We start from the raw sequence: 15,325 nt of genomic DNA, 5'->3' as shown, positions 1-15,325 counted from the left end.
CACGGTTCAGATATAGCTTTGGATAGAACCGGGCAGGAAGGAAAACACTTCTCCTGCACACTAATTGATTCTAAATAATGAGAACAGAATATAAGGCCAGATACTGCCTCGAACTATCAGGATGCGGAGGTACGGCATACGACGCCTCTTTCAATTCCCTCGTAGGCAAGGAGTATTGGAAATCCGGCAATACTTCGCAGAAAAGTTGAATGACAGGTACGGTTATAACAGGACTTTCACATGAATATTTCACCAAATCCACTTTATAAAAAGTAGCCGTACAGCCTTCGTCTTTGCAAGATTTTTCCGGTTTATGAGAAGTTTTATGAGATTTATGGCATTTGGCACAGCCATTGGTGCAACATGCTTGTGCTGTCTCGCAGCGGGCACAACAATAATGGACAATAGAGACTCCTGCCCCTGCATAAACAACCGTCAGGGACAATAAAACTGCCAATATGTAACGAAGTCTCTTCATATCCGGTGCAAAGATAGCCAGATAAAAGCATTCATACCTATCTTTTTTCATTTTTTATATGTTCTATTCGTTAATATGTTCTATATTTGTCGATAACGAACTGATATCGAAATGTTGAATTTAACGAAGAAAGTCCAAATGAAAAAGCAATATGTCAGCCTACTTGTCATTCTACTTGCGGCAAGTGGCTTTTTATTTTCTTGCGGTAACACTGTGAACAAAAGCGCGGGTGCGCTGGAGTTCGACAGTATACAGGTAAATGAGGTAGCCCACCTCTTCGGAGACACTGCGAAGCCCGGCTGCAACATCATCATCAACTTTGCATACGCTAATAAGTCGTCCGACGAAAAGCTGAAAGACAGTCTGAACACCTATTTCCTTTCAGCCTGTTTCGGAGATAAATACATGACTCTGAAGCCTGAAGAGGCGGTAAAGCTTTACAAGGAAAACTATATCAAGGATTACCTGAAAGATTTGGAACCAATGTATGCCAAAGATGAAGCTGAAAAAGAAGACTCTGCTTCAATATTAGCTTGGTATTCTTATTATAAAGGTATTGAAAGCCACGTGCAGTATTATAAAAAACATCTGCTGGTTTACCGCATCAACTACAATGAATATACCGGAGGCGCACATGGTATTTATATGTCTACTTTCCTGAATATAGACCTGCGCACCTTGAGCCCGATACGTCTGGATGATATTTTTGTAGGAGAATATCAGGAAGCTCTCACCGATTTATTATGGAACCAGCTCATGGCAGACAATAAAGTTACTACACGCCAGGAAGTGGAGGATATGGGCTATACAAGTACAGGAGACCTGGAACCGACTGAGAACTTCTACCTAAGTCCCAAAGGTATCACCTTCTATTATAACATTTATGAAATTGCTCCTTATGTGATGGGCCCGGTAGAAATTACCTTGCCTTATGAGATCATGTCGCATCTGCTGAGTGATGATACTATGGTATTGAACGAAATAAGAAACGAGAACTAATTATGATTTAGGACTTCCACCCGCATCGTAAATCATAAATTATAAATCATAATTCATAAATTATTCACATGGAAATCATTCTAAAGTACTTCCCAGACCTCACAGAGGCGCAGAAGCAGCAATTTGCGTCCCTCTATGATCTCTATACGGACTGGAATGCAAAAATAAACGTCATATCACGTAAAGACATTGAAAACCTGTACGAACACCACGTACTCCATTCATTGGGTATAGCTAAAGTGATTCGCTTTACCCCCGGCACCCGCATCATGGACCTTGGAACGGGCGGTGGTTTTCCGGGTATTCCCCTTGCCATCTTATTCCCCGAGGTGAAGTTCCATCTTGTTGACAGCATCGGGAAGAAAGTACGTGTAGCAACGGAAGTAGCCAACAGCATCGGACTGAAAAACGTGACTTTCCGCCATGCACGTGCTGAGGAGGAAAAGCAACTCTTCGATTTCGTTGTAAGCCGTGCCGTGATGCCGTTGGCCGACTTGCTGAAAATCATCCGCAAAAACATCGCCTCCGAGCAACACAATGCTATGCCAAACGGACTGATCTGCCTGAAAGGTGGTGAGCTGGCAAATGAAGCCATGCCTTTCAAGAATAAGACCATGATGTATGATCTGAAAGACTATTTCGAAGAAGAATTCTTTGAAACGAAGAAAGTAGTTTACGTGACGCCTTAATCACAGAAATAATGACTAACATATACCTATCATGAAAATAAAAAGGTTTGAGTTTAATATGTTCCCAGTAAACTGTTATGTTCTGTGGGACGACACTCTTGAAGCTGCCGTGATAGATCCCGGTTGCTACTATGAGGAGGAAAAACAAGCGTTGAAGAACTTCATTCACAAAAATGGCCTGAACGTAAAGCACCTCCTTAATACGCACCTGCATCTGGACCATATCTTTGGAAATGCTTTCATGGTCAAAGAATTCGGTCTGCCGGTGGAAGCCAACAAAGCCGATGAATTCTGGATTGACGAAGCTCCGAAACAAAGCCGCATGTTCGGTTTTCATTGGAACGAACTGCCCGCACCGATAGGACACTATCTTCATGACGGAGATATCATCAACTTCGGTAACACTATGTTAGAAGCTATCCACGTACCGGGACATTCACCGGGTAGCCTTGTTTACTACTGTGCCGCAGATCATTGCATGTTCTCCGGTGACGTACTTTTCCAGGGCAGCATCGGACGTGCCGACCTTACCGGTGGTAATTTCGACGAACTGAAAGAGCACATTTGCAGCCGCCTGTTCATACTGCCCAATGAAACGATTGTCTATCCCGGACATGGCGCCCCGACCACTATCGGTATTGAAAAGGCAGAAAATCCATTCTTCAGATAAGAGTAAGAGTCCACCACAGATTACACAGATTCACACGGATTTCTTTATCCGACAATCAGTAAAAGAAATTATTAATCTGTGATAATCCGTGTAATCTGTGGTGAAAAAAGAAAGCATAAACTTTTAATCAAAATATAGATATGAAAAACGACCTATTAGCTTGCCGCCACATCGGCATCAGCGAAAAAGACGAAGAGAAAATGCTCCGGAAAATAGGAGTCGGCAGTCTGGATGAGTTGATAGACAAAACCATCCCTGCAAACATTCGCCTGAAAGAACCGTTGGCATTGCCCGCGCCTATGACTGAATATGAGTTCGGACAACACATCACCCGGCTGGCGTGCAAAAACAAACTTTACACAACGTATATCGGCCTCGGCTGGTATAACACCATTACCCCCGCCGTTATTCAACGGAATGTATTCGAGAATCCGGTATGGTACACTTCTTATACCCCCTACCAGACAGAAGTTTCGCAAGGACGCCTCGAAGCGTTGATGAACTTCCAGACCGCAGTATGCGACCTGACAGGTATGCCACTTGCCAACTGTTCTCTGCTGGATGAAGCTACGGCTGCCGCCGAAGCCGTAAGCATGATGTACGCCCTGCGTCCGCGTGATATGCAGAAGTCCGGTGCAAACGTAGTGTTTGTGGACGAGAGCATTTTCCCACAGACACTGGCTGTAATGACTACGCGTGCTATCCCGCAAGGTATTCAGATACGCACGGGAAAATATTCCGAACTGGAACTGACACCGGATATTTTTGCCTGTATACTGCAATATCCGAATGCGAGCGGAAACGCAGAAGATTACCGTGCCTTTGTAGAGAAAGCCCATGCCGCTAACTGCAAAGTAGCCGTTGCCGCTGATATCCTGAGTCTTGCCCTGCTCACCCCTCCCGGAGAATGGGGAGCTGATATTGTATTCGGTACCACCCAACGCCTCGGTACACCGATGTTCTATGGCGGACCGTCAGCCGGGTACTTCGCTACGCGCGACGAATACAAACGCAATATTCCGGGACGTATCATCGGTTGGTCAAAAGATAAATACGGAAAACTCTGTTACCGTATGGCACTGCAAACCCGCGAGCAACATATCAAACGGGAAAAGGCTACTTCAAATATCTGTACCGCACAGGCTCTGCTGGCAACCATGGCGGGCTTTTATGCCGTGTACCACGGTCCGGAAGGTATTCATGCCATTGCAGAACGTATCCACAGCATCGCCGCATATCTGGAAAAGTGTATCAAGAAACTGGGATACAAACAAGTGAATGACCAATACTTCGACACCCTGCGCTTTGTGTTGCCCGACAGCGTATCTGCCCAACAGGTACGTACCATCGCATTGAGCAAGGAAGTCAATCTGCGCTACTTTGATAATGGAGACGTAGGTATGAGTATTGACGAAACAACTGATGTATCCGCTGCCAATGTGTTGCTTTCCATCTTTGCCATTGCCGCAGGAAAAGACTACACCAAAGTGGATGATATTCCCGTAAGCAATACTATTAATAAGACTCTGAAACGCCAGAGCGCTTATCTGACACATGAAGTGTTCAATAAATATCATACGGAAACGGAGATGATGCGCTATATCAAGCGCCTTGACCGTAAGGATATCTCCCTTGCCCACTCCATGATTTCCCTTGGCTCCTGCACCATGAAGTTGAATGCTGCGGCAGAAATGTTGCCCCTCAGCCGTCCGGAATTTATGTGTATGCATCCGCTTGTACCCGAAGACCAGGCAGAGGGATACCGTGAACTGATTAACAATCTCAGCGAAGAACTGAGAGTCATTACAGGTTTTGCAGGTGTCAGTCTGCAACCGAACTCCGGTGCTGCGGGCGAATATACCGGTCTCCGTGTGATCCGCGCTTATCTGGAGAACATCGGACAGGGACATCGTAACAAAGTGCTGATTCCCGCATCTGCTCATGGTACCAACCCCGCATCTGCCATCCAGGCCGGTTTCACTACCGTGACTTGTGCATGCGATGAGCAAGGAAATGTCGATATGGCTGACTTGCGTGCCAAAGCGGAAGAGAACAAAGACGACCTGGCTGCACTGATGATCACTTATCCTTCCACCCACGGTATTTTTGAGACGGAAATCGTAGAAATCTGCCGCATCATCCATGATTGCGGTGCACAGGTATACATGGACGGTGCAAACATGAATGCGCAGGTGGGCTTGACGAACCCCGGGGTTATCGGCGCCGACGTTTGCCATCTGAACCTGCACAAGACCTTTGCTTCACCTCATGGCGGTGGTGGTCCGGGTGTGGGTCCTATCTGCGTAGCGGAACATCTGGTTCCGTTCCTACCGGGACATCCGTTGTTCGGTAATCCTGTAAATACAGTGTCTGCCGCTCCGTTCGGTAGTGCAGGTATTCTGCCTATCACTTACGGATACATCCGCATGATGGGTACGGAAGGGCTGACCCGTGCAACGAAAATCGCTATCCTCAGTGCCAATTATCTGGCTGCTTGTCTGAAGGATACTTACGGCATTGTATATCGTGGAGCTACAGGGTTCGTAGGTCATGAGATGATCCTGGAATGTCGTAAGATTCACGAAGAAACGGGCATCAGTGAGAATGATATTGCCAAGCGATTAATGGATTATGGTTATCATGCTCCTACCCTCTCCTTCCCTGTCCACGGCACACTGATGATAGAGCCTACGGAAAGTGAAAGCTTCAGCGAATTGGAAAACTTCGTGAAGGTGATGCTCAATATCTGGGAAGAGATTCAGGAAGTGAAAGAAGGAAAAGCGGATAAGGAAGACAATGTTCTGGTAAATGCTCCGCACCCTGAATATGAGGTGGTAGCCAACAACTGGGAACATAGTTATACCCGTGAAAAGGCTGCTTATCCGATAGAAAGCGTACGTGAAAATAAATTCTGGATAAATGTAGCGCGTGTAGATAACACGTTGGGCGACCGTAAGCTGTTACCGACGTGCTACGGATGCTTTGGATAACAATTACTTTGTGCATGCGGGCGAATAGAGTATTCGCCCGCATATAATAACACAACACTCCTAAATCAAATAATCCATGAAACATTTACCTGCAATATTACTATTGCTGATATTCCTAGTATGTTGTACCACGCATCCCTCAGGCAACACCCCAAGTTCAAACAAAAACACAAGTATCACTACTACTTTAACCGCAGCATACACCAAAGGCAAAGCTGCCAACCAGGGGCACCGTTTCGACGAAGCCCTGCATATCATCGAAGATGCCCTCAATGCACTACCCTCTGACATTGTCCCCGATGACTCATTGCTGAAATACATCCGTCTATCCCTATCCGAATACAAACAAATAGCAATCAACTCACGTAATTTCCGGCAACCGCTGCAATATCTCCGGACGCTACAGAATCCTCTCATCAAGCAGACCAGCCTATACGAACTACTTGCCATTCGTGCCCACCTTCATCAAATGGCAGGAGATAATCAACAGGCTGTCGCACTAATCGATTCCTTTGCCGCCATGCCCAATCCAGATGATGCCGGACGGCTTATACAATATTCGGAAATGGCAGGCAGTGTTTATTTCTACTCCGGACATGACATCAGAAAAGCCATTGCCCAACTTGAAAAGGCTGCCGAAGTCTACCGGAAAGGGGGTATTTCTCCCTATATGGGACGCATCCTGTCAAGGCTCGGTTCTTATTATCAAGAAGAGAAGAGTTACCGGCAAGCTGCCGAAGCCAATCAGGCTGCTATTGAGTTTTATGAAAATGACAGTCTGCAAAAGGTGGGAAACGGTATTATTATGGCTTATGGCGGACAGTCGAATCTATATCTTGCTCTCAATATGTACGACCGGGCATTGGAGCTGAACCGGCTGGCTTGCCGCTATTCCATTCAAAAGGACAGTTTCGGATTGAGCGACCTGTATCGTTTCCAAAGCGAAATCTATAAGAATAAAGGACAAAGTGATTCTGCTGCCTATTATTTGCATCGCGCCTGCGATGTTTCTGTAGCACTGGGCAGTTTTAAGGGTGCTTTCTACAACCGCCTCTCATTAGCAGACTTTTATCTCACCTTCCCCGATTCTGCCGGACGCGCTCTGGATATTTTGCTTGGGCTACGTACCGACACCCTCAAAATGCCCCCTTTCGTCAAACTTCAATTCAAGCAAAGCTTGGGAGAAGCTTTCACCAAAAACGGAAAACTCGGACCCGGCATCCGGCTTATGGAAGATGCAGCAAGGGGATATATACACTTAGGTATGGAGAATATGCGTAGCCAATGCATCCAAAAACTAATGCAAGCGTATCTTGACAACAAAATGGAGCAGTCTTTTATCCGCAACTATCATTATTACAAAAGTGTACTCGACTCCATGCAGCATGACAATGAAATACGCGCACTCGCCGCTGCCAACATCCGTTTTGAAGCTCATAAGAAAGAACAACAGAACCGTTTGCTTGCTGCCGAAGTGCAACTGAAGGACAACAAACTGAAAAGTTATGCTTTAGGAGGCATAACCTTGACATTCATTGTCGTATGCCTGACCGGATGGATATTAATGCGCCAACGTGCCTTGAAACTACGTCTTCAATTGCGCGAACAGGAGAAGAAACTCTCCGAACAGCAGTTACGCGATCAAAGCGAACGTCTGCAACAACTTATCACCTCCCGGCAGGAACTGAATAACCACAACGAGGAACTGCTCCGTCAACTTGCCGAAGTACAAAGCACTCATGAGAAAACTTGCGATCTGGACCGCGTGATGGAGAAACTGCAACCCCGCCTGCTTACCCATGAAGAGGAAGAACAATTCCGTACGGCATTCGCCGCACTATATCCTTCGGCATTACATCAGTTGCGTTCCATCTGCTCCCGCGCCACTCGTACCGATGAACTGCTCTGCATGCTTATTATACTAAAACAAACCAACGAAGAAGTTGCACGTACACTCGGCATCAGCCGCGCCAGTGTATTGCAAAACCGCTATCGCCTGCGCAACAAACTCAATCTGCCCGAAGGCAGTGACCTTGACACTGAAATACGCCGGCTGCTTACTGACATCAACTAAGCAAAAACATACTACAACTATAAAACTTTCTCCAGCCCTATGCAATAACATTGTACAGGGCTGTCTATCTATTTTTCTATATTGTAGAGAATTTTGTCTATATCTCATTTACCAACTACTACCTATATATACGCTAAATTAGCAACTTCTAAACAGATATGTCATTCTGGCAACAACTCTGATAGAAATTACTAATCGGCAACAATTGGTAAATGTAAAACGATGAGCAAATTACTATTCCTTTTCATATCACTGTTTATACTTGCGGGATGCTACTACAAGTCATCTTATGAAATACCCGAAATGGCAGAACCAATGAACGTAAAGTTATTGTTACACATACCTTCCCCTTACCTGCCTGCTTATCAACCCACACGCATAATATCCGTACCCGCTTTTAGAGGAATTGCCGACATCTACCTCAAAGGAAGTTCCAAACGGCTCACTACCCAACGGGCCATGCTGATACCAACCGATGCGGAGGGAATTTATCGCTTCGACCTTTCACTCGAAAACGGCGAATATGATATAAACCTTTGGGCAGATTATGCCACTGATGCCAACACGGACCATCACTATATCACCAACGATCTCAATCTGGTGAAAATCCTTCCCCGTGAAAGTTACATTGCCAATACCGATACACGAGACGCTTTTTCACAACATATCGTACTCGACATAACAGACGGAACCGGAACTGAAACTGTGACTATGTACCGCCCTTTGGCGAAATACCGCCTTGTGACGACAGATGTGGCAAAATACAACGAACTCCGCCCGAAACAAGGCTGGGCACCGTTGGAAGACCTAAATATAGAAATTGTTTATGAGGGCTTCTGGCCTAATGCCTACAGTGTGCCCAATGCCAGTCCTGCCGGTGCCGAGGTGGGCTACAGCTATGTTTCCGCATGGAGTGAACCGGGAAAAACGGAAGCAACCGTAGGCAAAGATTACGTTTTCGTCAACGGCACGGAATCGTTTGTCAAGGTGAGTATCACTTTTCGTGACAATAACGGCAAGATCATCAGCAGTATTCGTAACCTGCAAATAGACTACCGTATAGGATACCTCACCACTGTACGAGGTAACTTCCTAACCGCTTCTACAGGTGGCGGCATACAAATAGATACAGAATGGAGCGGTGAATACGAAATAGAATTTTAGCAACAGAAAACATTTAATATTTCAACTATGATGAAGAATAAACTTTTTCTTTTTTCCCTTGGCCTGATAATCTTGCTGACGGGATGCAGCAATGAGAACGATGCAAGCTCTTCTACAGATGGTAACAGTATGGCAAGTTTCCGACTTGAACTGCCCGGTGCGACAACCCGTACGGCAGGCGACACTTATACACCTACGCGCTATATCATGGAAGTCTATCCGGATAAAGCGGCTACCGGCATTCCCCTTATGCACATAGAGCAGGACAGCGGAACTTTTGATGTGTCGCTAACCTACGGCACCACTTATACCTGCCTCTTTTGGGCAGATAACGGAACGCCGGACAATATCGTAAACGATGAGTATGAAACTGCCGACTTAAAAGCGGTAAAGGCTAAGGCTGACATACCACCCACCAGCCCGGCTTATGGAGGAATGGCACAGGTTACCGCAGGTATTTCCTCTTCCGCCGATTACAGTGTAACGTTGAAGCACGCTGTAGCCAAGGTAAGCTACATACAAGACCAGCGTCCCTTTACATCGACAGGGAATACGCTAACCGTCATCTTTCCCAAGACCTGCCAACTCAATGTTTCTGATTGGAGCGTCAATGAGATTGCCGATGCTACAATTACCCATACTTTTACCGGTATCAGTCAGGTGGTGGCCGGCGACAGGCTTGCCACCAGCTACGTCATCGCACCATCGGTTACGGCAGATATGCAGAACATCACTGTCGCGCTGAATCAGGAACCGCCCAAAACCATTTCCAATGTGCCCCTGCAACGAAATTATAACACCAACATTAAAGGCACATACAGCGACCTTTACAACAGCGATATGAATTGCCAAATTACCGAGGAATGGGACACACCGGAGACCGAAAAAGACCTGATTTCCATCTGGGACGGAAAGACAGTCACCGAGCCGGCAGGCTATTCGGCCGATGCGCCGGGCGAAGTGCTGATTAACTCTGCCGCTGAACTGGCATGGCTGGCGGAGCAGAGTAATGCCACCAATCAGAAGACTTTCAAGGATTATACCTTCACGCTGACTACGGACATTGACCTGAGGAGTCATTTGTGGCAGCAGATAGGGCATGGCAAAAACGGATTTCAAGGTACACTGAACGGAAACGGGCATACGGTACGGGGGATATATGCCAACAACGGAGGTACGGAAAAGTATGTTGGATTTATCAACTATCTGAATAGAGGAGGAACGGTAAAGAATCTGACCGTCCGTGGCTACGTAAGCGGAACTAATACTACTAAGCAATGGTATTATTTTGGAGGTCTTGTGGGATGTGCAGAAAAATCGGTCATAGAGAACTGCAACAATGCCTGTACTCTTGCAGTCGGAGGAGAAGAAGGAAACTTTTATGCCGGAGGTATTGTAGGATCGGCCGATGATACCTCTATTCAAAGCTGCACGAGCGACGGAACCATTAAAAACACAGGAAACAGTAGCGCTGTCGTAATAGGAGGAATTGTCGGAAACTGGGCTGGCGGAATGATCGCTGACGCGATATTAAGCGGGAATGTGCATAAAGGGAAGATTGTCTATACATCCATATCTAATGGTGCAAAAATAGGAGGAATTGCCGGGTGGGTCGATGCTTGGGGAACAATCATAGTGAGCAATAACGTGAATAACGGAGAGGTCGCCGCCTCCTCCGGAGAACATGTGACCTATAATACTTTGGGAGCTATTATAGGAAATCTTTTTGCTTTCAGTAAGGAAGGTTCAATTACGGTAAGCGGCAATCAAAACAAAGGAAACATATCCTCCGATTATGAGGAAGATTATAAAGGAGGTATTATAGGTCGTGCTTTACCTTCAGCGAATCTGCCGATCACGCTGAAGGACAACAGCATAGCGGGAGGTACACCCGCAGATATAGTTATTGCTGACTGTAGTGTGATCAATGGAACCATTACTGTGGACGGTGTTCCGGTAACTGATACGGGAAAGCCTTATCCTGTGCCGTCCGAATAGTAGAATCAATCATTTAACGAAAAATAAACGCAGTATGAAAAATTATATTCCTATCCTTTGCGCGGCGCTCATAGCAGTCCTCGCATCATGCAGCAGCGACAGCCTGCCCACAACGAACCATTCCGACCTGCGGCAAGTGACCATCGACGTAGTGACGAATACCCCGGCGACTCGTGCAACGGCACCGGCAATCAGCCGCTATGCCATCTCCGTATGGGAAGATGAAGAGTACGCAGTCCCTGCTGAAGGCGTGTTTATGACCGGCAATGACAACACAGCGAGCAACGCTACCGGCACGTTCGCCATGATTCTCAACAGTACGAAAACCTATTATTGTCTTTTCTGGGCGGACAACGGCGCAGGCTACGCCCTTGGCGACAACACCCTGAGGAACGTTACCCTTACAGAGGGACACAATGTCAGCGAGGCATTTTGCGGCAAGACCCAGATTCCGGCAGGAACATCGACCACTTACACCGCCAACCTGAAACGGGCGGTGGCAAAGGTTACGTTGAAAGAAACCGGTGAAATACCCGCCGGGAACACGATAACGGTGAAAATCAACCATCATACCGCTTACACCGTTCGGGACGATACGGATACAGGCGATCAGGTGCTTCATACCCTCACATGGACTACCACAGCGAAATCCGGTACAGCGGATGCCCCCGTGCAACTGAATGACGAGGACATTTTTGTGCTGGCGCCCGTCACCAGAGCCTCTCTCAGGAATATCACCTTCCAATGCAACGATGAAGGCGAGGTGATGGTATCCAACGTTCCCCTTCAAGCAAATTACAACACAAATATAAAAGGACACTATACCACTGTCTCCGACCAGACATTCAACGTGAATGTGGACAACAAATGGGAAACCGGAAACCTTTCACCGGAAACAAGAGGAATTCATCATTAATCCCATTCCAGACAATCTTTATAGCCCTGTACAAAGCCGCGTACAGGGCTTGTCTATATGTTTTTCTATATTGTAGAGAGTTTTGTCTATACCCTATCTACAGCCTATTATACCTATAAACATTACTTTAGCGACCGCAAAACAGATGTACTGTTTCGCCGAAATATAAATAGACAAAACAAGCATGAATCTATCTAACGAAATCATCGGAGGAAGCCTCCTAATCATAACTATTTGCATAACCTTGCTAGTGCGTTATGCTTTAGTCTGGTATGCCGATATCCGGAATATACGGATACGCCTGACAAAGGTTGAGGAAGAAATACGTCAGCATCCACAAACATGTCCAGTGAAACATCAGGTAGAGACTCTTGTGCGTCCCCGCCCTACTTTATCTGAGAGTTCCACTCCGAACAGCGTAGACATGGTGCGCCATTACATCAAGCTCTATCATCCCGACTTTATGGAACTACTGCCCCGCAATACCTCCGAAAAGCTGACCAACTCGGACGAACTGCTCTGCATGATGATAAAACTGGAATATCCCAATAAGGAAATAGCCTCCATCCTATCCATCACCACCAACAGCGTCATTACCGCCCGCTACCGTCTGAAACGAAAGTTGGGACTACCCCAGGACCAACAACTGGACACCTGGATCCAGAGTATCGGAAAGACGGAAGAGCCCAAATAGCCTGAACAGATAAAACAGATCCAAACTCAATTAATAACAATAAAACAGAAACAGTATGAAACAAGAAAAGAAACAAATGTATGTGGCACCCGCCATCGAGGTTATCAAAATGGAAAATGAAGGCGTGATTGCCGCAAGTGGCGGAAGCTTGGGGGATTTGATTGACGGCGGCTCTGCTTTCAGCACAGGACGTTCGGGCCGTGGGGGACGCAGCTATAACTCGGCTTCGGGCAGCGACCTGGAAAGCATGATAGAAGATATTCTGACGTTTGAGAAATAACAAAAAACAAAGGTAATATGATGAACATAACAAAAAAGAAAGCCGTGCAACTGATGCTGGCGGCAACGTGCGCATGGCTCGCAACAGGATGTATGCAAGAAGAATGGGAACGGCCCGAACAAAAAGTGAAGACCACCATCTGCGCGGACATACCGTCCGAAGATGAGGATGTGCAAACCAGAGTGACGGTAGACCGGACAAACTACAAACTGTACTGGAGTAAAAACGACGAGATAACGGTGGTAGGATTCGATGAAAGCGACCGGTTCAAAGGCCTTGAACTGTACAACGTAAAAGAGATAGATGAAACAGACCGGAGACAAGCCACCTTTGAAGGATATTCCATCCCGCAAGCCATCAAACGTGAAGTCTATTATCCCAGCGAGAAGGTGTCCGTAGACAATCAAGGGAAGGTGAAGTTCTATTTACCGACGCAACAATTTCAAGAACGAAAAAACAGCACCGAATACCTTTCCGCCAATATGATACTGAAAGGTACGGACGAAGACAACAAGCGATTCCAGATGCAGCCGGTGAACAGTATAATGGTATTCCAGTTCACGGAGAATAAGCAATTTGAGAATGTAAAAAATCTCATCTGGACGGTAGAGACGGAAAATGGTGATAAACAGATAAGCCTGAAACTTGGACTACGCATTGATTTAGATGAGGACATTATAGACAAAGTTTATATAGCATTCATGCCCGACTCCATGTCCGTGAAACCCGGAGGAAAATTCAAGGTGCAGATCACAAGTGATGAATATACAGTGAAAACCTTTCAATTCACCACAACGCTGCCGGACGGAAAGAAGTACGAAGCGGGAAAATACTACACCGCTGACCTTATGGATAATAAGTATAAAGGCTGTTGGGAAGAGGTGACCACACCGACAGAACCGGAAGTACCGGAAGAACCGAAAGTCCCCCCGACTCCCATCACCGAAATGAAACTGACCCTGCAAATAACAAGTGGATATACAGACGTCATCCTGCCGTTTTCAGGCTATACGCCCAGCACATGCACAGTGAACTGGGGAGATGAGTATGCCACTAATGATGGAGACAGGGCGTATTATCCTGAACTAACTTGTAGCAGTGGCCACGATGCAACCAACTACTTCAAACATACCTATAAGGAACCGGGCACCTATCAGATCACCATCAAATCCAGTCAAGTGGAAGCAGGAAAGGCGCAAATAGCATCCCTCGATTTATATACAGGACAAAATTTCAATAAAAATCTTGTGAGCATAGACACACCGTTGCTGAAGATGGATAATGGTAGTGGCTATCAACTTTTTTCATATTGTACTAAACTGGAATCGGTTGCCGAAAATCTATTCATGTATAATGAAGACATATTGTCTTTCAACAGGTGTTTCATTGGATGCAGGGCCCTGAAGGCGATTCCGGAAGGACTGTTCAAAAACTGTACCAGCGCGAAAGATTTCAGCAATTGCTTCTACTCTTGTGATCTCCTGACAGAGATTCCGAAAGGACTGTTCACGAACTGTACCAGTGCAACAAATTTCTACAGATGCTTCTACAATTGTAAGGCTCTGATGGAGATTCCGGAAGAACTGTTCACGAACTGTACCAGTGCGACAAATTTCAGCGAGTGCTTCTACTCTTGTGATCTCCTGACAGAGATTCCGGAAAGACTGTTCGCAAACTGTACCAGTGCGACAGAATTCAACAATTGCTTCAGGAACTGTACGGCTCTGACAACGATTCCGGCAGGACTGTTCGCAAACTGTACCAGTGCGACAGGATTCAACGGCTGCTTCAGGAACTGTACGGCCCTGACAACGATTCCGGCAGGACTGTTCGCAAACTGTATGAGTGCGACAGGATTCGACAGATGCTTCATGTTTTGTAACAAAGTGACGACAATTCCGGAAAATTTGTTTCCCGCAAGCGAAAGTGTCAAAAGCTACGTATTCTGTTTCGGGGAATGTGAAGCACTGGAAAAAATCCCCGAAGATCTGTTCGAAGGCAACTACCGCGCCACAGATTTCAGCGAGTGCTTCAATATGTGTAGCAAGCTGAAAGAAATTCCGGAAGGTTTGTTCAAGGATGCCCTAAGGGCAGATAATTTCAAACGCTGCTTTTATGAATGTAAGGCTTTGACCCAGCTTCCGGAAGGTCTGTTCGAGATGAACACACTGGCAACCAGCTTCTACCAGTGCTTTTCAGGGTGTACCGGTTTGACGGCACTTCCTGAACGCCTGTTCAATTGCCCGAAGGTAACAGAACTGAAACTCTGCTTCGAGAAATGCTCGAAAATAGCAGCCATACCCAGTGATTTGTTCACGAACTTAAAGAGATTAACGAGTTTTGAAGAATTCTTCTCCGGATGGAACAAGCTGG

12 protein-coding genes are annotated in these 15,325 nt (G+C 46.2%); 11 read left to right on the top strand and 1 reads right to left on the bottom strand.

Annotation, left to right across the window (positions count from 1 at the left end):
- Nucleotides 1-70: 70 nt before the first annotated feature.
- On the bottom strand, nt 71-478 hold the full coding sequence (locus BACCELL_RS19225) for a hypothetical protein (protein WP_029328327.1): 408 nt from the start codon (nt 476-478) through the stop codon (nt 71-73).
- Nucleotides 479-616: 138 nt separating this feature from the next.
- Here BACCELL_RS19225 and BACCELL_RS19220 point away from each other — a divergent pair, with 138 nt between their 5' ends.
- The 11 genes from BACCELL_RS19220 to BACCELL_RS25800 form a co-directional block, all read left to right on the top strand.
- Nucleotides 617-1,477 (top strand): DUF3298 and DUF4163 domain-containing protein, encoded by an 861-nt coding sequence (locus BACCELL_RS19220; RefSeq protein ID WP_044154133.1) that lies wholly within the window; start codon nt 617-619, stop codon nt 1,475-1,477.
- Between the two features lie 68 nt (nt 1,478-1,545).
- Nucleotides 1,546-2,166, top strand: a complete 621-nt coding sequence (rsmG, locus tag BACCELL_RS19215) for a 16S rRNA (guanine(527)-N(7))-methyltransferase RsmG (protein WP_007213681.1) — start codon at nt 1,546-1,548, stop codon at nt 2,164-2,166.
- Between the two features lie 31 nt (nt 2,167-2,197).
- Nucleotides 2,198-2,836, top strand: a complete 639-nt coding sequence (locus BACCELL_RS19210) for an MBL fold metallo-hydrolase (protein ID WP_007213680.1) — start codon at nt 2,198-2,200, stop codon at nt 2,834-2,836.
- 140 nt (nt 2,837-2,976) lie between these two features.
- A complete protein-coding gene (gcvP, locus tag BACCELL_RS19205; RefSeq protein ID WP_007213679.1) occupies nt 2,977-5,826 on the top strand; it encodes an aminomethyl-transferring glycine dehydrogenase in 2,850 nt (949 codons plus the stop codon).
- A 76-nt stretch (nt 5,827-5,902) separates the two neighbouring features.
- On the top strand, nt 5,903-7,900 hold the full coding sequence (locus BACCELL_RS25805; protein ID WP_007213678.1) for a tetratricopeptide repeat protein: 1,998 nt from the start codon (nt 5,903-5,905) through the stop codon (nt 7,898-7,900).
- Between the two features lie 222 nt (nt 7,901-8,122).
- Nucleotides 8,123-9,064 (top strand): DUF6562 domain-containing protein, encoded by a 942-nt coding sequence (locus BACCELL_RS19195; RefSeq protein ID WP_007213677.1) that lies wholly within the window; start codon nt 8,123-8,125, stop codon nt 9,062-9,064.
- A gap of 27 nt (nt 9,065-9,091) precedes the next feature.
- Nucleotides 9,092-11,062, top strand: a complete 1,971-nt coding sequence (locus BACCELL_RS19190) for a GLUG motif-containing protein (RefSeq protein WP_007213676.1) — start codon at nt 9,092-9,094, stop codon at nt 11,060-11,062.
- A gap of 34 nt (nt 11,063-11,096) precedes the next feature.
- A complete protein-coding gene (locus tag BACCELL_RS19185; RefSeq protein ID WP_007213675.1) occupies nt 11,097-11,978 on the top strand; it encodes a FimB/Mfa2 family fimbrial subunit in 882 nt (293 codons plus the stop codon).
- Between the two features lie 184 nt (nt 11,979-12,162).
- Nucleotides 12,163-12,672, top strand: coding sequence for a helix-turn-helix transcriptional regulator (locus BACCELL_RS19180; protein ID WP_007213673.1), 510 nt, complete (start codon nt 12,163-12,165; stop codon nt 12,670-12,672).
- Between the two features lie 55 nt (nt 12,673-12,727).
- Nucleotides 12,728-12,952 (top strand): hypothetical protein, encoded by a 225-nt coding sequence (locus tag BACCELL_RS19175; protein WP_007213672.1) that lies wholly within the window; start codon nt 12,728-12,730, stop codon nt 12,950-12,952.
- 17 nt (nt 12,953-12,969) lie between these two features.
- On the top strand, nt 12,970-15,325 hold a 2,356-nt coding region (locus BACCELL_RS25800), incomplete at its 3' end, for a leucine-rich repeat domain-containing protein (protein WP_007213671.1).

This window comes from Bacteroides cellulosilyticus DSM 14838, assembly GCF_000158035.1.
GTDB classification, from domain to species: domain Bacteria; phylum Bacteroidota; class Bacteroidia; order Bacteroidales; family Bacteroidaceae; genus Bacteroides; species Bacteroides cellulosilyticus.
Note: the sequence above shows the minus strand (reverse complement) of the source record. Positions and strands in the feature narration are given on the sequence as shown.